At 35.5% G+C, this 20,047-nt stretch carries 17 protein-coding genes; 13 read left to right on the top strand and 4 right to left on the bottom strand.

What is annotated here, in order from left to right; all coding sequences use genetic code 11:
* Positions 1-777: 777 nt before the first annotated feature.
* Positions 778-1,404 carry a Crp/Fnr family transcriptional regulator gene (locus tag ACHRV5_RS16495; RefSeq protein WP_047778652.1) on the bottom strand — a complete coding sequence of 209 codons (627 nt, stop codon included), beginning with the start codon at positions 1,402-1,404 and terminating at the stop codon, positions 778-780.
* A 444-nt stretch (positions 1,405-1,848) separates the two neighbouring features.
* Here ACHRV5_RS16495 and ACHRV5_RS16500 point away from each other — a divergent pair, with 444 nt between their 5' ends.
* From ACHRV5_RS16500 to ACHRV5_RS16525, 6 genes are all read left to right on the top strand, one after another.
* Positions 1,849-2,157, top strand: coding sequence for a rhodanese-like domain-containing protein (locus ACHRV5_RS16500; protein WP_047778653.1), 309 nt, complete (start codon positions 1,849-1,851; stop codon positions 2,155-2,157).
* Between the two features lie 77 nt (positions 2,158-2,234).
* Entirely contained in the window at positions 2,235-3,815 is a 1,581-nt protein-coding gene (locus tag ACHRV5_RS16505) for an NADP-dependent glyceraldehyde-3-phosphate dehydrogenase (RefSeq protein ID WP_395427462.1), read from the top strand.
* A gap of 208 nt (positions 3,816-4,023) precedes the next feature.
* Positions 4,024-5,892 (top strand): M1 family metallopeptidase, encoded by a 1,869-nt coding sequence (locus ACHRV5_RS16510; protein WP_395427463.1) that lies wholly within the window; start codon positions 4,024-4,026, stop codon positions 5,890-5,892.
* A 434-nt stretch (positions 5,893-6,326) separates the two neighbouring features.
* On the top strand, positions 6,327-6,947 hold the full coding sequence (locus ACHRV5_RS16515; protein WP_395427464.1) for a hypothetical protein: 621 nt from the start codon (positions 6,327-6,329) through the stop codon (positions 6,945-6,947).
* Between the two features lie 59 nt (positions 6,948-7,006).
* Positions 7,007-8,281, top strand: coding sequence for an alpha/beta hydrolase-fold protein (locus ACHRV5_RS16520; RefSeq protein ID WP_395427465.1), 1,275 nt, complete (start codon positions 7,007-7,009; stop codon positions 8,279-8,281).
* 32 nt (positions 8,282-8,313) lie between these two features.
* Positions 8,314-8,712 (top strand): ACT domain-containing protein, encoded by a 399-nt coding sequence (locus ACHRV5_RS16525; RefSeq protein WP_047778655.1) that lies wholly within the window; start codon positions 8,314-8,316, stop codon positions 8,710-8,712.
* Here ACHRV5_RS16525 and ACHRV5_RS16530 read toward each other — a convergent pair.
* A complete protein-coding gene (locus ACHRV5_RS16530) occupies positions 8,707-9,270 on the bottom strand; it encodes an outer membrane beta-barrel protein (RefSeq protein WP_395427466.1) in 564 nt (187 codons plus the stop codon). The two genes, ACHRV5_RS16525 and ACHRV5_RS16530, sit on opposite strands and share 6 nt — an antisense overlap.
* Positions 9,271-9,451: 181 nt before the next feature.
* Between ACHRV5_RS16530 and ACHRV5_RS16535 the strand changes: the two genes are divergently transcribed.
* The 5 genes from ACHRV5_RS16535 to ACHRV5_RS16555 all read left to right on the top strand — a co-directional run bounded on the left by ACHRV5_RS16535 (position 9,452) and on the right by ACHRV5_RS16555 (position 16,482).
* Positions 9,452-9,856: a GNAT family N-acetyltransferase gene (locus tag ACHRV5_RS16535; protein WP_395427467.1), complete on the top strand. Its 405-nt coding sequence runs from the start codon at positions 9,452-9,454 to the stop codon at positions 9,854-9,856.
* 361 nt (positions 9,857-10,217) lie between these two features.
* Positions 10,218-10,598, top strand: coding sequence for a hypothetical protein (locus ACHRV5_RS16540; RefSeq protein ID WP_395427468.1), 381 nt, complete (start codon positions 10,218-10,220; stop codon positions 10,596-10,598).
* A gap of 173 nt (positions 10,599-10,771) precedes the next feature.
* Positions 10,772-11,854, top strand: a complete 1,083-nt coding sequence (locus ACHRV5_RS16545) for an efflux RND transporter periplasmic adaptor subunit (protein WP_395427469.1) — start codon at positions 10,772-10,774, stop codon at positions 11,852-11,854.
* Positions 11,855-11,888: 34 nt separating this feature from the next.
* The gene (locus ACHRV5_RS16550; RefSeq protein ID WP_230002882.1) at positions 11,889-15,056 is read left to right on the top strand and encodes an efflux RND transporter permease subunit; all 3,168 of its coding nucleotides are present in this window, start codon (positions 11,889-11,891) and stop codon (positions 15,054-15,056) included.
* Positions 15,049-16,482 (top strand): TolC family protein, encoded by a 1,434-nt coding sequence (locus ACHRV5_RS16555; protein ID WP_230002881.1) that lies wholly within the window; start codon positions 15,049-15,051, stop codon positions 16,480-16,482. Before ACHRV5_RS16550 ends, ACHRV5_RS16555 begins: the two co-directional genes overlap by 8 nt.
* Before the next feature lie 217 nt (positions 16,483-16,699).
* Here the strand turns inward: ACHRV5_RS16555 and ACHRV5_RS16560 are convergent, their stop codons facing one another.
* On the bottom strand, positions 16,700-16,843 hold the full coding sequence (locus tag ACHRV5_RS16560; protein WP_395427470.1) for a hypothetical protein: 144 nt from the start codon (positions 16,841-16,843) through the stop codon (positions 16,700-16,702).
* Positions 16,844-16,903: 60 nt separating this feature from the next.
* Between ACHRV5_RS16560 and ACHRV5_RS16565 the strand changes: the two genes are divergently transcribed.
* Positions 16,904-18,457, top strand: a complete 1,554-nt coding sequence (locus tag ACHRV5_RS16565; protein ID WP_395427471.1) for an arylsulfatase — start codon at positions 16,904-16,906, stop codon at positions 18,455-18,457.
* Positions 18,458-18,534: 77 nt separating this feature from the next.
* Here the strand turns inward: ACHRV5_RS16565 and ACHRV5_RS16570 are convergent, their stop codons facing one another.
* Positions 18,535-19,284 carry a DeoR/GlpR family DNA-binding transcription regulator gene (locus tag ACHRV5_RS16570; protein WP_395427472.1) on the bottom strand — a complete coding sequence of 250 codons (750 nt, stop codon included), beginning with the start codon at positions 19,282-19,284 and terminating at the stop codon, positions 18,535-18,537.
* A gap of 92 nt (positions 19,285-19,376) precedes the next feature.
* On the opposite strand from ACHRV5_RS16570, the gene ACHRV5_RS16575 reads away from it, so the two are divergent.
* Entirely contained in the window at positions 19,377-19,910 is a 534-nt protein-coding gene (locus ACHRV5_RS16575; protein WP_230002878.1) for a 5'(3')-deoxyribonucleotidase, read from the top strand.
* Positions 19,911-20,047 lie beyond the last annotated feature (137 nt).

Here is a 20,047-nt window from a genome sequence, read left to right on the forward strand (position 1 = left end):
TTGGGGGTAATCTACAGTAACATTTATCACATAAGCGTTTTTTTTGCCACAGATTAAAATGATTAGAATGATTTTTTTATTAACACGAATTACACGAATTGACACAAATTTTTTAGCCGCAAAAGGGAAGAAAAAAAACAATCTGTGAAAATCAATTTAATCTGTGGCAGATATTTTTTTGTTAACACGAATTACACGAATTGGCACAAATTTTTTAGCCGCAAAAGCAAGAAAAAAACAATCCGTGAAAATTAGTGTAATCCGTGTTAAGCATTTTTTACCGCCACGAATTACACGAATTGGCACAAATTTTTTAGCCGCAAAAGCAAGAAAAAACAATCCGTGAAAATTAGTGTAATCGGTGTTAAGCATTTTTTACCGCCACGAATTACACGAATTGACACAAATTTTTTAACCGCAAAAGGGAAGAAAAAAAATAATCCGTGAAAATCAATTTAATCTGTGGCAAGTATTTTTTTGTTAACACGAATTACACAAATTGGCACAAAATTTTTAGCCGCAAAAGCAAGAAAAAAAACAATCCGTGAAAATTAGTGTAATCCGTGTTAAACATTTTTTTACCGCCACGAATTACACGAATTGGCACAAATTTTTTAGCCGCAAAAGCAAGAAAAAAATAATCCGTGAAAATTAGTGAAATCCGTGTTAAGAATTTTTTTACCGCCACAAATTACACGAATTGACACAAATTTTTTAGCCGCAAAAGCAAGAAAAAAAACAATCCGTGAAAATTAGTGTAATCCGTGTTAAACAATTCTATTTCAAAAGCTCAATCTGATTTCGGTTTAATTTAACCAAACCACGCTGCTCCATTTTTTTGAGTAATCTTGAAACCACTTCCCTTGAGGTATTTAACTCAGTCGCAATTTCCTGATGTGACAGTTTAACTTCAGTGCAGCCACAGGCATCGGAATGTCTTTTTAGATAAAATTCCAAACGCTCATCCATAGAACGGAAGGCTATATTATCTACTACTTCAAGAACCTCCTCAAAACGGCTTCTGTAAGTGTCTATCACAAATTCGTACCAGGATCGGTGTTCCATCATCCATTTGTCCATCATTTGCAGGGGGATCATCATGACGGAAACATCTTCGACCACTTTGGCCATAATCTGGCTTTTTTCGCTTTTGGCGGTACAAATCATCGAGATGGCACAGGCTTGACCGGGCTGTAGATAGTACATTAAAAATTCCCCACCATCTTCACCCTCACGATAAATTTTGATTTTTCCTTTGGTAATCAAAACCGTGTTTTTAATGTATTGTCCCGTTCGCATTAAGATTGTCCCGGCTTCGAAATCCTGCGCGCTTGCATTCTCTTCAATAGTAGCGATAAGTTCATCGGAGAAATTGGGGAAGATATTTTTTAATGGATTTTGCATGTCTTATTTTTTAAACACCGGGGGATATCGTTTTTATGGTCCTGATGAAAGTTATTTCATTTTTTATAAAAAGATAGCGTCAAGTGTAGTGCTATAGGAACTGTTTTTGACTCTTTTTTTACTATTTCAAACAGATGTTTTAATGTGTTTGAATTTTATTTTTATTGTCAAAAAGAACTTAAAAATGATATTTTTTTACAAAGATAGCAGATTGAAATGGGATTAGTTGTCAGAAAATTGTTTTTAAGACCTGTTTTATGCAAATGAAAAAATCCTATTTTCTATCGATTTTATAGACTGAATTTTTAAAAATAGTGAGTATTTTTGTAAAATACTGATTATAATCCTTTCTCTAAAACGTTTTCTGAGAATAATAATCGAAATCGCATTTGGCACGTTTTTAATTAATAGAAACGTCGTAATTTTACAAAAAACACATTTATTATGAATTTATCACAAGAAGATTGGGTTGCTCAACTAGCTGCTGACGAGAATGCAGTTATACTTGACGTAAGAACTGAAGACGAATTTAATGACGGCTATATCGAGAATGCTGTAAATATTGACATTAATAAAGGACAAGGTTTTATTTACGAAATCGAAGAATTAGATAAAAATAAAAGCTACTATGTGTATTGCCGTTCCGGAGCCAGAAGTGCGAAAGCATGCCAGATCATGAATGAATTAGGGATAGAAAAAGCCTATAATTTACTTGGTGGTATCCTGGATTGGGAAGGTGATACTGTACAATAATAAAGAAAAAGAGGCCGAAAAGCCTCTTTTTTTCTTTTAGAATGCTATTAATAACCAAATTACAAATAACCAAGATTATGAGTTTAATACCCGAAGAATTTCAGATTAAAAACCTTATCAATCAAGATACGTATCTTGTAAATGGTGAATTAAAACATTGGACTGGGCAAACCACACCTGTTTTTTCCACAATTTCATCTACAGAAAAATATACACCGACTTTATTAGGATCTATTCCTTTTATGGGAGAAAAAGAGGCGCACGAAGTAGTGGATGCCGCAACTGCCGCTTATGATATGGGGCAAGGTTTGTGGCCTACGATGAAAGTAGCCGATCGTATTAAATGTATGGAAAATTTCGTGACCCAAATGAAGGCGACACGAGAAGAAGTAGTGAAATTTTTAATGTGGGAAATTGGAAAATCCTTAGGAGACTCCCAAAAAGAATTTGACCGAACCGTAGAATATATTTACGATACCATTGATAGTTATAAAGAATTAAACGGAAGAAGCTCCCATTTTTCTAAAGTACAAGGCGTAAATGCCATGATTCGTCGTGGTCCGTTGGGAGTTGTTTTGTGTCTTGGACCTTATAATTATCCGTTAAACGAAACTTTCTCTTTGTTAATTCCCGCTTTGATTATGGGGAATGCCGTAATTTTCAAACCGGCTAAACATGGTGTTTTGTGTATTTCGCCATTGTTAGAAGCCTTTAGAAGCAGTTTTCCAAAAGGCGTGATCAATATTGTTTACGGAAGAGGGCGTGAAGTAGCTTCACCGATAATGAAATCTGGTAAAGTAGATGTTCTGGCATTAATTGGAAACAGTAAATCGGCTATTGCATTACAAGATCAACATCCAAATAAAAACAGATTGCGTTTGATTTTAGGTCTGGAAGCCAAAAACCCTGCGATTATCTTGCCGGATGCCGATTTAGATTTGGCTATCCAGGAATGTATAGTAGGAAGTTTGTCTTTTAACGGTCAGCGTTGTACGGCCTTGAAGGTATTGTATGTACATGAATCGATCAGTGAAGAATTTAACAGACGTTTCTCCGAAAAAGTGGATGCTTTACTATTTGGGAATCCGTGGGAAAAAGGAGTTTCATTGACCCCGCTTCCCGAAACGGATAAACCATCTTATATTCAGGGATTAATTGATGATGCTAAAAGTAAAGGGGCTGTCATATTGAATGAAAAGGGAGGGAAACATGCAGACAATTATATTTTTCCGGCTGTTTTATTTCCGGTAAACAAACAAATGCGTGTGTATCATGAAGAACAATTTGGACCAGTGGTTCCGATAATTTCTTTTAAAGACATCAGAGAACCATTAAAAGATATGGCCGAATCCAATTACGGACAACAGGTGAGTTTATTCGGAAAAGATATTAAAACTTTGGCACCGCTTATCGATGCTTTGGTCAATTTAGTTTGCAGAGTAAACTTAAACAGTTCTTGTCAAAGAGGACCGGATGCCTTTCCTTTTACAGGGCGCAAAGATTCTGCCGTAGGTACTTTAAGTATTCCGGATGCCTTGCGTTCTTTCTCCATTCGTACATTTGTAGCTTCAAAAGATATTGATTATAACAATAAAATTTTGCAGGAATTGCTAAACAGCAAAGAATCGAATTTTATCAATACCGATTATATTTTGTAGCTCAAAGGTTATATATTAATTTTAGATTGCCGTCTTTTTCTTTTTTGAAAAGGGCGGTTTTTTTTATAATTCAATAATTAAAATATTATAAGAATTAACTTAATTAAAATGCAAAAAGTATAACTTTACGCTTCAATGTAACATTTACATAAAATCTTCCACTAATGTGATAGGACAATTAATCAATCAATAAAAATCAAAACCACTTATGAGAAAAAATTCGCTTCAATTATTGCTTTTAGGATTTCTGTTTCTGTCGCAATATGGCTTTTCGCAAAAGCTTTATATGCCAAGAAATATTAAAGAGGCTTATGAAAACGGTACTCGTTCTATGGATGGGAAACCGGGAAAAAAATACTGGCAAAATCATGGAAAGTACACGATAGAACTGACTGTTAACGCTGATACTAAGTTAGTCAGCGGTACCGAAACCATCATTTACGAAAACAATAGTAACGATACATTAAGAAATTTACCAATCCGATTTGTGAATAATCTTCATAAGCCATCTTCACCACGAGGCGGAGACGTAAGTGAAGATTTTTTAAGTGCCGGATTAACCATTACTTCTCTTAAAATCGAAGGAGAAGTGTATAATGAGAATGCAAGAAATTGGGGAACCGTTGGAAATGTAAAAATGAAAAAAGCGCTGCTTCCTCATAGCAAAATAACAATCAATATCGATTGGAATTACCCTTTGTCTAAAGAAAGCGGAAGAGAAGGACAAATAGACAATACGACATTCTTTGTTGCGTACAGCTACCCGAGAGTCACAGTTTTTGATGATTATAATAAATGGGACAGATTGCCTCATACCGATCGTCAGGAATTTTACAATGATTTTAATGATTATACCTATTCTGTAAAAGCACCGAAAAATTATGTAGTGTATGGAACAGGAGATTTACTAAATCCGGATGAAGTTCTACAACCTGAATTTTCGTCTCGTCTGAAAAAATCATATGTAACAGATGAGGTTCTTCATATTGCCAACGAACAAGAGATGAAAAGTGGTATCGTAACCAAACAAAATGACTGGAACATCTGGAAATTTGAAGCCAAAAATATCTCTGATGTTTGTTTCGGTTTGAGTGACCATTATTTATGGGATGCGAGTAGTGTAGTTGTAGACAAAAAAACAAACCGTCGTGCCAGTGTTCAGGCGGCTTATGATATTAAAGGTACCGATTTTGTGGTATCAGTAAAAAACAATCAATACGCGTTAGATTGGTTTTCGAACAACTGGCCGGGAATTCCGTATCCTTTTTCTAAAATGACCGCTTTTCAGGGATTTGCGGACATGGAATATCCAATGATGTGTAATGATTCACAAATGAATGATCCTGTGTTTGCTCAATTGGTTCAGGACCATGAAGTCGCTCATACGTATTTCCCTTTTTACATGGGAATCAATGAAACCCGTTATGCTTTTATGGACGAGGGTTGGGCTACTACTTTTGAATATTTAATCGGAATTGCAGAACATGGTAAAGAAGCGGCTGATAAATTTTATAAAGATTTCAGAGTAAAACAGTACATAAGCGATCCGTCAACAGAAGAAGATCAGCCGATTATCTCTATGTCATCACAACTTTCAGGTGCCGGATATGGTAATAATTCATATGGGAAGGCTTCACTTTCTTATATTGCGCTAAAAGATTTGCTTGGAGATGCGTTATTCAAAAAATCATTGCACGCTTATATGGACAATTGGAACGGAAAGCATCCAATTCCATGGGATTATTTTAACTCAATGAATAGTGCCTCAGGGAAGAACCTGAACTGGTTTTTTAACAATTGGTTTTTTACCAACAATCATATTGATCTTGCGGTGAAAAGTGTTAATGCAGAAACTATTTTGGTAGAAAATGTAGGAGGTTTTGCGATTCCATTTGATGTGAATATTGTTTATACAGACGATACAAAAGAAACCATACACCAAACACCGGCAATTTGGGAGAAGAACCAAAAATCAGCTACGATTGCTTTAAAAAACAAAAAACAAATCAAACAGGTAATAATTGACGGAGGTATTTTTATGGATGCCACACCGAACAATAATGCTTGGAAAAGCTAATAAAACAGAATCTTAATTTTGGGTTTGCCCCCGGGAAGTTAAAAACTTTCCGGGGGCATTTTTTTTATGCAGAAGAATGATGAAATACTATTTTTTGTTTGTACTGTTTGATATGTAGTGACTTATGTCTGTGTTTTAATATTTAATTCACATAAAGTTGTATTTAATCTTGATGAAAAATTAATTCCTTACGAAAATATTCATAATAAATCATCAAAAAGAAGTAGATGTTTATTTAAATATAATACTTAACTTACAGTATGTGTTATGTAAGAAATTATAAAGTATTAAAAATCTTATATTGTTATTTAAAAGTCTTTTTTGGATTAGCTAAAGTTGAAACAGTAAATACTTTTGACCGTGTAATAGAAGCAAAGTACTTCCTGTTAATTTGTGTTTCTGTGCGATTTACAAACGAAATTAATTTTACCATAATGAATATGAAAACTTACCTTGTCCTTATCGTTTTATTGGTATCATCTAGTATTTTTTCTCAGAACGCTTCAAAAGCATCCTTTCAAAAAAACAAATACGATTTGGCTATTTCATATTATAAAAAAGCCGAATTAAGTAAAGCATTAGATGAGTTTTCTATAGCCTGCAAAATATACCCGGAAAATGAGGTTGGGAAAGAAGCGATGAAAAAGATAACAGTCTTAAAAAGTATGTTAAGGAAAGATTTATTAGCTAGAATAATTGGTAATTGGCGTTTTGATGGAAATAAACCAACCTGGGCAGTTAAAACAGTAGAAGATGAAAACAGAACGATCACGGAATTACTTGAAATAAATGAAAAAAGTATTTTGTTTAATGAACTAGATAAAAAGACAAAACTTAAAAAATATGTGAAATCCGAAGATTTAGTTTTTTATGAAAATGAAGCGGACGATTCTTTATTTTCGGCAATTATCCTGTCAGATGGTACTATTTGGATATGTTCTATAAATGAAGAGGAAACTACGTTGAAGCTTATTAATATTGCCCGGAAAGATAATAACGCAGTAGAAAAAATTAGCCTCAATAATTTAGAGCGGTATTATACTAAAGTTATATAGCTATAAAAACTATACTTTATCGTACATACTTTTGTGATTTTTTTCTAAATTTAGAGCAAATGTATAAAAGTATGATAACCACGGATTTTGCAACAGTTAAAATTAAAAAAAAACTATTTTTTGGTGTTTTGATACTGATAACAAGTTTTGGATTTGCTCAGAAAAACAATAAAATTGAGATTGGAACTGTCGACAGCGTTTTTTCGAAGGTTTTAAACGAAAACAGAAAATTGCTGATTCATCTTCCAAAAAGTACCCGGTTGACTGGTTTTTCCAAGCAAAAATATCCCGTATTGTATTTGTTGGACGGTGATGTTCATTTTAGTTCTGTGGTTGGAATGATGGAACAATTAAGCGAAATGAACGGCAATACGCTCTGCCCTGAAATGATTATAGTAGGAATTCCAAACACGAACAGAGGAAGAGATCTCACACCAACACATTCGGATATTGATCCGCCATTTGTCACCAAAGATTTAAGTGAACAATCAGGCGGAGGAGAAAAATTTGCAGCCTTTCTGGAAAAAGAATTAATTCCGTTTATCGACTCAAAATACCCTACCGCACCTTACAGAACTTTAATAGGCCATTCTTTTGGAGGATTGACCGTAATGAATATTTTGACCAATCATACCGCTTTATTCAATTCCTATATTGCAATAGATCCTAGTATGTGGTGGGATCGTCAGAATTTTTTAAAAGAAACCGAAGCAAAATTAAGAACCAAGGATTTGGTAAATACCTCTTTATTCTTAGGAGTTGCCAATACTATGGACGAGAATATGAATCTTGTGAAAGTTAGAAATGACACCAACGTAATGACAAAACATATCAGGTCTATTCTGGACTTAAACGATTTTTTAGGCGATAAGAAAACCCATTTAAACTACCAATATAAATATTATAAAGACGACAGTCACGGTTCCGTTCCGCTAATTGCAACTTATGACGGGCTTCGGTTTATTTTTGCCTTCAACCAATTGAAACTTACGATCGGCGAGCAGATGAATTTCAATAAAGCTGTTTTCTCTAAAATTGAAAAACATTACAAGCTCGTTTCGAAACATTTGGGTTATAAAGTAACGTTGCCCGAAGCTATGGTCAATAGCTATGGCTACCAATCACTTGTAAGCAAAAACAATGAACTGGCTGGCTATTTATTTAAAATGAATGTGACGAATTATCCCGAAAGCCCCAATACCTATGACTCTCTTGCTGATTTTTATGAAGCGAACGGAGATAAAAAAAATGCAGTGGCCAACTATCAGAAAGTACTAACTCTGGATAAAGATTTTCCGGAGACAAAAGATAAATTAGAGCGACTTCTAAAGTAATTTAGATTTAAAAATTGTAATAAAAATTCAATATGTCCGGAGAAAAAGATTTACAGAAGCTATTAAAAAGCATGAAACCCGAACTTAATGAAGGTGAATTTGTTTTTTGTAAAATTGAAACATTAGACACCCTAAATTTGAATGATATTGAAATGTTATTCAGGGAAAAAGAAGCCATTACATTAATTCTGAAAAAAGAAAAAGCAGATGAATTAAAGTTGGAGTATTCCGTTATTATGTCCTGGATCACACTTTCTGTCCATTCGTCATTGGAGGCGATAGGGTTAACGGCCGCATTTTCTAATGCCCTTTCTCAAAAAGGCATTAGTTGCAATGTCGTTGCGGCATTTTATCACGACCATATCTTTGTCAACAAAAAAGAAGCAGAAAAAGCGATGGAGGTTCTTAGTATGTTTTCAAACGGATTATAGAAATTTATATCCTAATGAAATATTTGAAATTCCTGTTTTTAATTCCCTGTTAGAAGCATCCAGATCTGTGAGACCAGCCAGATACCTGTAGTCCAGTGTAAATTTCCATAAATCAACTCCAACGCCACCAAGAACACTACCGTTATTACGTTCAAAAGGAATGTAGTTTAAATTGTTGCTGGCATCTATACTGGAGTAATTTTTCCAATTGTAACCGACAAATAGTCTAATATTTCCCAGTTTTCCTAAAGGGACAACTTTAAATCCGGCAATCAAGGTAGCATCGGTTCCAGCTACTTCATATTGCGTTTCGCCAATTCCGGTTTGAGAAACACTAAATTTTGATTGGGTATATCCAAATTCGGCCTGACCATAAAAAAGTAATAAATTTACTCTCGCAAATCCTGCCACACCAATCCCGCTTCCGGAACTTTTTGAACTAAAATCGTCTGTAACGGCAGAAGTTATATTAGTAGAAAATTGAGGTCCAAATTGTATTAATTGTGCAAAACCATTTACACTTATACATAATAACAATGCTAAAATGAAGTTTTTCATAATTGAAGTTATTCGATTTATATCTGATAAAATTAAATATTATTAACCAGAATTGAATGATAAATTTGAATTATTTTGAGGCTATACCTGAGTGGGATAGTGGTACAAAGTGGTTTGTCATTTTGGAATGGATATTATAAAATGCACTACATTTGAAAGCATGGAATAAAACAAGTATACTATGGAAATTAGAGAAATAAAAGCGTCACAAACCTGGAAGATTCGCCATGAAGTAATGTGGCCAAACGAGCCTTTTGAATTTGTACAACTGGCAGAGGATGATTTAGGTTTGCATTTTGGAGTTTTTACGGAAGAAAAGTTAGTTTCGATTGTTTCCTGTTTTATTTCCGATGATGAAATGCAGTTTCGAAAATTAGCCACACTCGAAGAATATCAAGGAAAAGGAATCGCTTCTGAGTTGTTAAATTATATCCTGAAACTGGCCAAAGAAAAAGGACTTACAAAGGTGTGGTGCAATGCCCGAAGTCATAAAAAAGCATTCTACGAAAAATTTGGAATGAGAGATACTCTTAAAAGTTTTAGTAAGGCAGGTCAGGAGTTTGTAATAATGGAAGTTGTTTTTTAGGCTCAGAGGTACAAAGGCTAAAATGGACAAAACTAGAAAAAAAACTTTGCGACTTCGCGTCTTTGCGAGCAATAATTTCAAAATATAAAACTCCATTATACTTTTTTGCATTGACTTACAGGATTCATTTTTAAGAGAAATAACCCTTTTAGAACTAAATAAACGATGAATCTATAGGTCAGAAATAAATACACAACAAGTTGATTATTAGTTTTGTTTAGATTCTTTTCTACGGGTCATAGCGATTTTTATTTGTGAAAAAAATAAATAATGAAATGAAAACGTTTTCGTTTGTCAACACTTGTTAAGACTTTCTTATTTTATTTTTTTTATTCCAATCTTTTATTACATTCGCACTCAAATGAGAAAGTTAGTAGTATTTTTAGTATTCATGAATTTCCTTCTGCTGGGCGGAGGGCAATATCTTAATGCTGAAACACATCTAAATTCTCACCACAATCTTGAGAAAAGACACCGCGTAAAATTCACCAATCAGGATCAGGGCAGCTCAATAATTGAAGATGCAGATGTTGATCTTGACGAAGAATGTGTCGGGAATGATACACTTAAGAATGGACTTACAAATAAATTTTTTACAACCAATCATAGCTTAATAGCAGATTTGTATTTGACATTTCCTCGTCAAATTGTTGTAAATTCTTATAGTCGTTTTGAAATTTTAGGCCCATCTTGTGGCCAGCCAAATCCTATTTATATTACTCAGAGAGTTTTAAGAATTTGATTCGACTTATACATCGGTTGCCACAGTGTGATCCTGCATAAGTGCGAATTGTATTTTTAAGATACTTTTTCATTCTACCGTTTCACGTTATATTCTGGCGACTGATTTTATTTTCAGACCTGGGGAATTCCTGTTCCCAGCATTCAATCGCTTAATTTCCATTTATTATACTCATGAAAAGAATTGTCGTGTTAACAGGCTTAGTTGCCTTGTTGTGCCTAACAAGTTGTACATCAAAAAAAGAAGAAAAAGAAGAAGCTGAAAAATTTACAGTTACAAATCCTGTAAAAATTGATACTTCATTTACTAAACAGTATGTTTCGCAGATTAAATCGGTTCGAAACATCGAAATACGTGCTCAAGAAAAAGGTTTCCTCCAAAACATCTACGTAGACGAAGGTCAGTTTGTAAAAGCAGGCCAAATTTTATTCAGAATCATGCCTAAAATGTATGAAGCTGAATTACTTAAAGCGCAAGCTGAACAAAAAGCTGCCGAAATAGAATTACAGAATACCAAAACATTAGCAGATAAAAACATCGTTTCCAGAAACGAACAAGCTGTTGCCATGTCTAAACTTCAGGCAGCAAAAGCAGAAGTGGCCCTTGCAAAACTTCATTTGTCCTTTACCGAAATCAGAGCTCCGTTTGACGGAACCATTGACAGGATTCCATTAAAATTAGGAAGCCTTATTGACGAAGGTGAATTATTAACAAGCCTTTCAGACAACAGTCAGATGTTTGCTTATTTTAATGTTTCAGAACCCGAATATCTTCAATATCAAACGAATATTAAAGATCGTGGCGACGCTAAAGTTGGTTTGGTTTTGGCTAATGGGGAAACGTTTAAATACAAAGGGAACGTTGAACTGATCGAAAGTGAATTTAATAACGAAACAGGAAATATTGCCTTTAGAGCGAGATTCCCTAATACCGGAAAATTACTTAGAAACGGGGAGACAGGGCAAGTTCAAATGCTTGTGCCTCTTAAAAATGCGATTGTGATTCCACAAAAAGCAACCTATGAAATTCAGGATAAAAAATATGTTTTTGTTGTAGATAAAAGCAATAAAGTAAGTTCAAAAGAAATCACCATTACAGGTGAAATCCCTGATTTGTATGTGGTAAGCAGCGGACTTGCTGAAAATGATAAAATTTTACTGGAAGGTGTTCAGAAAGTAAAAGAGAATGATAAAATTCAATATGAATTCCAAGCTCCCGCGAAAGTCATGAATCATTTACGCGTTAAAGCAGAATAGGTCTGATTGGTTTAATCATTAAAAAAATACAAAAATGTTTAATAAATTTATTCAAAGACCTGTACTGTCGATCGTAATATCGCTGATCATTGTCTTTTTAGGGGTATTGTCGGTACTAAATTTACCGATTACCCAGTTCCCTTCGATTTCTCCTCCAATGGTAAACGTTACAGCAGATTACCCTGGATCTAACGGAGAGTTGATGATCAAATCGGTTGTTATTCCTTTAGAAAGAGCCCTAAATGGTGTACCGGGAATGAAATATATGACTTCTGATGCCGGTAACGACGGTGAGGCAAGTATACAAGTGGTTTTTAATTTAGGTACAGACCCAAATCAAGCAGCCATTAACGTTCAAAACCGTGTCGCTTCAGTTACCAATAAACTACCTCCGTTAGTAGTAAGAGAGGGAGTAAAGATTACCCGTGAAGTTCCGAGTATGTTGATGTATGTGAATCTTTACAGCACGGATAAAAATACCGACATGAAGTTTCTATACAATTATGCCGATATCAATGTATTGTCAGAATTGAAAAGGGTAAACGGTGTTGGATCAGGAGATATTTTAGGAACTCGTGAATATGCCATGCGTATCTGGTTAAAACCCGATAGAATGTTGGCGTATAAAATTTCTGCCGACGAGGTAATGGAAGCATTATCAAGTCAGAGTTTGGAAGCTTCGCCGGGTAAAACAGGAGAAAGTTCCGGTAAACGTTCTCAGGCATTTGAATATGTATTGAAATATTCAGGGCGTTTTACAAACAAAGAGCAATACGAGAATATTGTAGTACGATCGAATAGCAATGGGGAACTTTTGCGTTTGAAAGATATTGCAAAAGTAGAATTTGGAAGTTCAATGTATGATATTTATTCGAATTTGAATGGAAGACCTTCTGCGGCAATTGTACTAAAACAATCTTTCGGAAGTAATGCCAATCAGGTTATTGAAGACGTGAAAGCCAAGTTGGAAAAAATTAAACAAAAGTTTCCAAAGGGAATGGAGTATGAAATCTCGTATGACGTTTCTAAATTCCTTGATGCTTCTATCGAAAAAGTAATTCACACTTTGATCGAAGCTTTTATTCTGGTAGGATTAGTGGTATTCCTTTTCTTAGGAGACTGGCGTTCTACCGTTATTCCGGCGATTGCCGTACCGGTTTCGTTGGTCGGAACTTTTGTGTTCATGCAATTTTTCGATATTTCATTGAATTTGATTACGTTATTCGCTTTGGTTTTGGCAATTGGAGTCGTCGTCGATGATGCGATTGTGGTTATTGAAGCCGTTCACGCCAAGATGGAAGAAGAACATCTTTCAGCCTTTAAAGCGACTAAAAAAGCGATGCATGAGATTGCCGGCGCTATTATCGCAATTACGTTCCTGATGGCTGCCGTATTTATTCCGGTTGCTTTTATGTCCGGTCCGGTTGGGGTATTTTACAGACAGTTTTCGATTACAATGGCTACCGCAATTATTCTTTCGGGTATTGTGGCCTTGACTTTGACACCGGCACTTTGTGCAATGATGTTAAAAAATAATCATGGTAAGCCTAAAAAGAAAACACCGGTAAACAGGTTTATAGATGGTTTCAACAATAAGTTTAATCTGGCGCAGGGTAAATACCAAAATGTATTGGCCAAAATTGTAGACAGAAAAGTAGTTACTATAGTGGTACTTCTTGGTTTTTGTGCCGGAACCTGGTTAGTAAGCAGCACTGTTCCTTCCGGATTTATTCCAAATGAGGATCAGGGAATGTTTTATGCAATTATTCAGACACCACCGGGATCTTCATTAGAAAGAACCAATCATATTGCAGAGGAATTACAGAAAGAAGCCGAAAAAATAGACGGTGTAAAATCAGTTTCTTCATTGGCCGGTTATGAAATTTTGACAGAGGGTACAGGATCGAATGCAGGAACTTGTTTGATCAACCTGAAAGACTGGAACGATCGTAAAGAATCGGTTCAGGAAATTATGATAGAGCTTGAAGAAAGATCAAAAGATATTCCGGGTGCTAATATTGAATTTTTCCAACCACCAGCCGTACCGGGATATGGAGCAGCAGGAGGATTTGAACTTCGTTTGTTGGATAAAACAGGTACCAGTGATTTCAAAAAATTGGAAGCGGTTAATAAAGAGTTTGTAGAAGAATTAAATAAACGTCCCGAGTTAACTAACGTATTTAGTTTCTTTAGTGCCAGTTTTCCTCAGTATATGATGAAAGTGGACAATGATTTGGCACAACAAAAAGGAGTTTCTATCGAAAATGCGATGAATACTTTGTCTACTCTTGTCGGAAGTAACTATGAAATCAGTTTTATTAAATACGGAATTAATTATAAAGTAATCGTTCAGGCTGCGCCGGAATACCGTGCACAACCGGACGACATTTTAAAACTGTATGTGAAGAACAACCGCGACGAAATGGTGCCGTTTTCTGCCTTCATGAAATTAGAAAAAGTATACGGTCTTTCGGAAATTACGAGACACAATATGTATACTTCTACAGAAATTAGTGGTGGAGCAGCTCCGGGATATAGTTCTGGTACGGCCATTAAAGTAATTCAGGAAGTTGCCGCCAAAAAACTACCAAGAGGATATGACATTGATTGGGCAGGTATTTCTGCCGATGAGGTGGCACAAGGGAATCAGGCCATTTGGGTATTCTTGATTTGTTTAGGGTTTGTATACCTGGTTTTGGCAGCGCAATACGAAAGTTTCATTCTTCCGTTATCCGTAATTTTCTCTTTACCGGCAGGTATTTTCGGAGCTTTCCTTTTATTAAAACTAACAGGATTAGAGAACAATATTTATGCACAGGTTGCGATGGTAATGCTTATTGGTTTACTGGGTAAAAACGCGGTATTGATTGTAGAGTTTGCAATCCAAAGACATGCTGCAGGAAAATCAGTTTTTGAGTCGGCTATGGAAGGATCAAAAGCAAGGTTCCGTCCTATTTTAATGACTTCATTTGCTTTTATCGCAGGATTATTACCGCTTGCTTTTGCTACTGGTCCGGGTAAAATCGGTAACAGAACTATTGGTACTGCGGCTGCAGGAGGTATGCTTATAGGAACCATTTGCGGGGTATTTATTATTCCGGGATTGTATTACATTTTTGCCAAAATCTCAGAGAAACACAAATTGGTAAAACATGAAGAAGAGAATCCATTAACAGAAGAAATTGACAATAATCATGTATAAATTTAAGTTACAATATAGTATTGTGTTAGGTCTTTGTCTTGCAGCAGTTAGCTGCAAGGCACCACAGGCCACAGCCGAAACTTCAAATAAAAAGATTGTTCCTGAGGCGTACACTAACAGTAAGGATACAATTAATACCGCTACTATTCCGTGGCGTGATTTCTTTAAAGATCAAAATCTGGTACAGTTGATTGATACGGCGCTGAAAAACAATCAGGAATTAATGATCACTTTGCAGGAAATAGAGATTGCGAAAAATGATGTTCGTATTAAAAAAGGAGCGTATCTACCAACTGTTGGTGTGAGAGCAGGTGCAGGAGTAGAGAAAGTAGGAAGATATACAAGTCAGGGAGCCGGTGATGCCACTACAGAAATCAAACCGGGTAAAGAGACACCGGATCCGTTAGGTGATTTTGTAGTTGCAGCTTATGCGAATTGGGAAGTAGATATCTGGAAAAAATTGCGAAATTCTAAGAAAGCAGCAGTGAGCCGATATTTATCAACCATAGAAGGCAAAAACTTCGTAGTTACCAATCTGATTGCAGAGATCGCCAGTTCGTATTATGAACTATTAGCGCTTGACAGTCAGTTGGATATTGTAAAACAAAATATAGAATTGCAATCGAACGCGTTAGAAATTGTAAAAATTCAAAAACAAGCAGCCAGAGCAACTGAATTAGGCGTTCAGAAATTTCAGGCAGAGGTGATGGATTCTAAAAGCAAAGAGTTTGTTATTCTTCAGCAAATAAAAGAGACGGAAAACAGGATTAACTTTTTGGTGGGTCAATATCCACAGGAAATTAAGCGAGATAGAAACAACTTTTTAAGTTTGTTGCCATCAACAGTTAGTTCCGGAATTCCGTCTCAATTATTGCAGAATCGTCCTGACATTAAACAAGCAGAAATGGAGCTTACAGCTGCAAAACTGGATGTAAAAGTAGCTCGTGCCGAATTTTATCCGTCTCTTGATATTTCGGCGGCGATAGGTGTAAATGCTTTCAATCCATCCTATTTGCTAACGTTTCCGGAATCGTTATTGTATTCTTTAGCAGGAGATCTTGCTGCACCGTTGATCAACAGAAATGCTATAAAAGCAGAGTTCAGCAACGCCAATGCAAGACAACTTCAAGCGTTGTACAATTACGATCGTACGGTTTTGAATGCTTATATTGAAGTTTCGAATGAACTTTCAAAAATTAATAATTTAGAAAAAAGCTACGACTTAAAATCAAAACAAGTAGCGGCTTTAAATACTTCTATCGATGTTTCAAATGACTTATTTAAATCTGCCAGAGTAGATTATTTTGAAGTTCTGATGACACAAAGAGATGCTTTAGAATCTAAATTAGAATTGATAGAAACTAAAAAAGACCAATTAAATGCCGCAGTCCATGTTTACAAGGATTTAGGTGGAGGTTGGAAATAAAGAGTGTTTTTGAATTGTAGACAAAAACCTTCCAAGAGTTCGCTCGAGGAAGGTTTTTTATTTTAAAGAAATTTGTTTTTAGTAAGTTGTTCCTGTTTTTTAGGACTGTTTTGATCTGTATTTTTTTTGCTGGCTTTTAGTTCAAAAGTTACATTCCTGATTTTTTCAAATTCAAGGTACGATTTGATTATTGTTTATTGTGTTGAAAATTAGTACATTAGCTTGTTTTTTTTCTTAAGCCAATTCCCTTTTGAGCATGCCCCTTTTCTCTATAGGCCTCATAAACCAGCTTTGCAGGTTTTTTAAATTTTCTTTTTAGCACTTGAGTTTTATTTGTAAAAACACTATTCCCTGTACCCATTGGGGTTTAGCTTGTATATTTTTTGAGTATGAACAAATTAAAAACCAAAATGATTTAATTATGAAAAAATTTATCAAATTTAAAAGCATGGTTTTTATTGCTTTTATGTGTTTTTTTCTAACAGGATTGCAAGCACAAAAGAATAAAAAAATGAACGTTTTAGTGATTATGGGTGACGACATCGGTTGGTTTAACCCAAGTTGCTATAATCGAGGCCTTATGGGGTTTAAAACACCTAATATCGATCGCATTGCGAGTGAAGGAGCCTTATTTATGACCTGGTATGCACAGCAAAGTTGTACTGCCGGTCGTGCCGCCTTTATAACAGGGCAATCACCCATCCGGACCGGACTTACAAAAGTTGGAATTCCAGGTGCAGATGTGGGACTGAAACCCGAGGACCCTACCATCGCAGAATTGTTAAAAGGACAAGGATATGCAACCGGACAATTTGGTAAAAACCATCTTGGAGACAAAGACGAATTCTTACCAACAATGCATGGATTTGATGAGTTTTTCGGTAATCTCTATCATCTTAATGCTGAAGAAGAGCCAGAAAGTCCCGATTATCCAAAGAATCCCGAATTCAAAAAAGCCTTCGAGCCACGTGGTGTAATGCATACTTGGGCGAATGCAGACGGAACGCAGAAAATAGAAGATACAGGAGCTCTTACCATTGAAAGAATGAGAACTGTAGACACTGAATTTACCAATGCAGCAATGGATTTTATGGACAAACAAGTTAAGGCCGACAAACCATTCTTTTGTTATTTCAATTCGACCAGGATGCATATTTTTACCCATCTTAGTAAGGAATATGAGGGTAAAACAGGCCTTGGTTTACAGGCTGATGGTATGACGGAGCATGATGATGATATTGGTAAATTACTAAAAAAACTGGATGATCTTGGCATTTCAGAAAATACAATTGTCATCTATACAACCGATAATGGTACCGAATTAATGACATGGCCAGATGGAGGAAGCACTCCATTTCGAGGAGAAAAAGCAACCAACTGGGAAGGTGGGTATCGCGTACCGACTGTAATTCGCTGGCCTGGTGTAATCAAACCCGGCACAATTTATACTACAGACATGTTTGCACATGAAGATATATTGCCAACGGTGGTTGCTGCTGCCGGCGAACCAGATGTAGTGCAGAAGTGTCTTAAAGGATACAAAGTGGGTAAAAAGACCTTTAAAGTACATCTTGACGGTTATAATCTGATTCCGTTTTTTAAAGGAGAAGTAAAAGAATCACCGCGTAAAGAATTTATCTATTGGAGTGATGATGGTGATGTTTTTGCTATTCGTTACGGAAGATGGAAAACGGTTTTTATAGAACAAAATAATGAAGGATTGGATATCTGGAGAAAAGAGTTCGAGAAATTAAGACTGCCTAACATATTTGATATGTATATCGATCCATTTGAACGTGGAGACAAATCGTTGCTGTATGATAACTGGCTGGTACACCATGTTTATTTAAATTACGGATCTACCGCTTTAGTGGCAAATTGGCTGCAATCTTTTAAAGAATTTCCGCCAAGACAAAAACCGGCAAGTTTTAATTTAGATGAAGTCATGGCAAAAATGACTCAGGCTAAAAATTAATAAAGAAGAGATTTTTTTAATTGTAAAAACAAACCTTCCGGGAGTTTACTTTCGGAAGGTTTTTTATTTTGCAACAATTAAAGAATCGTGATACCGGCATTTTTGTACACTTTAAAAATCTCATCCTCCGGAGAAATATTGGTAACCAGTACATCAATGTCTTTAATCGGACAGACAAAATAAGATTCGGCGGTTTCTACTTTTTCAACAGAACTTATGCCTATTACAAAATTTGAGTTTTGAATCATATTCTGTTTAATTTGAGAATCTTCATAAAAAACTCCTGTAATACCGCGTTCATGATGGATACTGCAGATTCCCAAAATGCAAATATCTGCCCTGAAATTTCTAAAGAAATCTATCGTTTCAATACTGGCCGTTGCAAAAGAGATTTTGCACATTTTTCCTCCGGCAAAGATTAATTCAATATTAGGTAAATCCTCAACCAACACTGCTACGGGAAAACTGTTAGTAACGACCGTTAATTTCAAATCATAAGGAAAACTCGCCACTAAAGCCAACGAGGTAGTTCCGCCATCAATAAACACAACTTGCCCGTCTTTAAGATAGGAGATCGCTTTTTCGGCAATAATTTTTTTGTTTTCAAGATCGTGTTTTTCTCTTTTTCGATAATGCAGCGGAATTGGAGAAGGAGCAACAGCACCCCCACGAACCGCTTTTAGAAGCCCTTGATCCGAAAGTTCTTTTAAATCCCGTCTGATAGTGTCTTCTGAAACACTCAGAAACTCACTCAATTCTATTGAAGTTACACGATGTTCTTTAGACAAATAGTCTAAAATTATTTTCTGACGCTCCTCTTTTTTCATTTGTTTTGCAAATTTATATTGCAAAAATAAGTTAATTATTGCAATATGTTGCAGCTTTTGCATAATTTTGTTGCAATATAAATTTGATAAATATGAATAAGAAAACAATTGCAATTGATATGGATGGCGTGATTGCCGATATCGAAACCCATTTAATTACCTTTTATAAGGAAAAACACGGGATAGAAATCTCGAGAGAAGGCATTCAGGGTTTAAGTGAGGAAAAAGCATTTCCGATTAAAGAAGATTTGCACAGTATTGTGAACTCTAAGGGTTTCTTTCGAACAATTCCGGTAATGCCTGATGCAGTCGAAAGTTTGCGTTTATTACAGGAAAATTTTGAAATCTTTATCGTTTCCGCTGCGATGGAATTTCCAGTATCACTCGGAGAAAAATTCGAATGGCTCAAAGAACATTTTCCTTTTATTGGCTGGGAAAACATCATTTTATGCGGAAGCAAAAGAATCATCAATACAGACTATATGATTGATGACCATCCAAAGAATTTAGATTCATTTACGGGCAAACCAATTATGTTTACTTCATTCCACAATACAGAGAAAGAAAACTATTTGCGGGTAAATACATGGAAAGAAGCTGTAGCTTTTTTACACCAAACATTGTAGACGGGAGAGGCCTTTAGGAATCAAAAGTTTGTTCGGGATTAGATATGAAATTCCAATTTTTGAAATTCCAAATTCCAAAATCTATGGGTATTGAAGACTATTTCTTAAAAACAGCTGTCACCCTGAGCGAAGCCGAA

The organism is Flavobacterium sp. FlaQc-52, from assembly GCF_044007495.1.
Taxonomy (GTDB): domain Bacteria; phylum Bacteroidota; class Bacteroidia; order Flavobacteriales; family Flavobacteriaceae; genus Flavobacterium; species Flavobacterium cupriresistens.

Coding starts and splice junctions, on each gene's coding strand:
- ACHRV5_RS16495 (WP_047778652.1), bottom strand. CDS start 1,404: ATGCAAAATCCATTAAAAAATATCTTCCCCAATTTCTCCGATGAACTT.
- ACHRV5_RS16510 (WP_395427463.1), top strand. CDS start 4,024: ATGAGAAAAAATTCGCTTCAATTATTGCTTTTAGGATTTCTGTTTCTG.
- ACHRV5_RS16555 (WP_230002881.1), top strand. CDS start 15,049: ATGTATAAATTTAAGTTACAATATAGTATTGTGTTAGGTCTTTGTCTT.
- ACHRV5_RS16565 (WP_395427471.1), top strand. CDS start 16,904: ATGAAAAAATTTATCAAATTTAAAAGCATGGTTTTTATTGCTTTTATG.
- ACHRV5_RS16575 (WP_230002878.1), top strand. CDS start 19,377: ATGAATAAGAAAACAATTGCAATTGATATGGATGGCGTGATTGCCGAT.
- ACHRV5_RS16530 (WP_395427466.1), bottom strand. CDS start 9,270: ATGAAAAACTTCATTTTAGCATTGTTATTATGTATAAGTGTAAATGGT.
- ACHRV5_RS16550 (WP_230002882.1), top strand. CDS start 11,889: ATGTTTAATAAATTTATTCAAAGACCTGTACTGTCGATCGTAATATCG.
- ACHRV5_RS16545 (WP_395427469.1), top strand. CDS start 10,772: ATGAAAAGAATTGTCGTGTTAACAGGCTTAGTTGCCTTGTTGTGCCTA.
- ACHRV5_RS16570 (WP_395427472.1), bottom strand. CDS start 19,284: ATGAAAAAAGAGGAGCGTCAGAAAATAATTTTAGACTATTTGTCTAAA.
- ACHRV5_RS16520 (WP_395427465.1), top strand. CDS start 7,007: ATGTATAAAAGTATGATAACCACGGATTTTGCAACAGTTAAAATTAAA.
- ACHRV5_RS16525 (WP_047778655.1), top strand. CDS start 8,314: ATGTCCGGAGAAAAAGATTTACAGAAGCTATTAAAAAGCATGAAACCC.
- ACHRV5_RS16505 (WP_395427462.1), top strand. CDS start 2,235: ATGAGTTTAATACCCGAAGAATTTCAGATTAAAAACCTTATCAATCAA.
- ACHRV5_RS16500 (WP_047778653.1), top strand. CDS start 1,849: ATGAATTTATCACAAGAAGATTGGGTTGCTCAACTAGCTGCTGACGAG.
- ACHRV5_RS16535 (WP_395427467.1), top strand. CDS start 9,452: ATGGAAATTAGAGAAATAAAAGCGTCACAAACCTGGAAGATTCGCCAT.
- ACHRV5_RS16540 (WP_395427468.1), top strand. CDS start 10,218: ATGAGAAAGTTAGTAGTATTTTTAGTATTCATGAATTTCCTTCTGCTG.
- ACHRV5_RS16515 (WP_395427464.1), top strand. CDS start 6,327: ATGAATATGAAAACTTACCTTGTCCTTATCGTTTTATTGGTATCATCT.
- ACHRV5_RS16560 (WP_395427470.1), bottom strand. CDS start 16,843: ATGGGTACAGGGAATAGTGTTTTTACAAATAAAACTCAAGTGCTAAAA.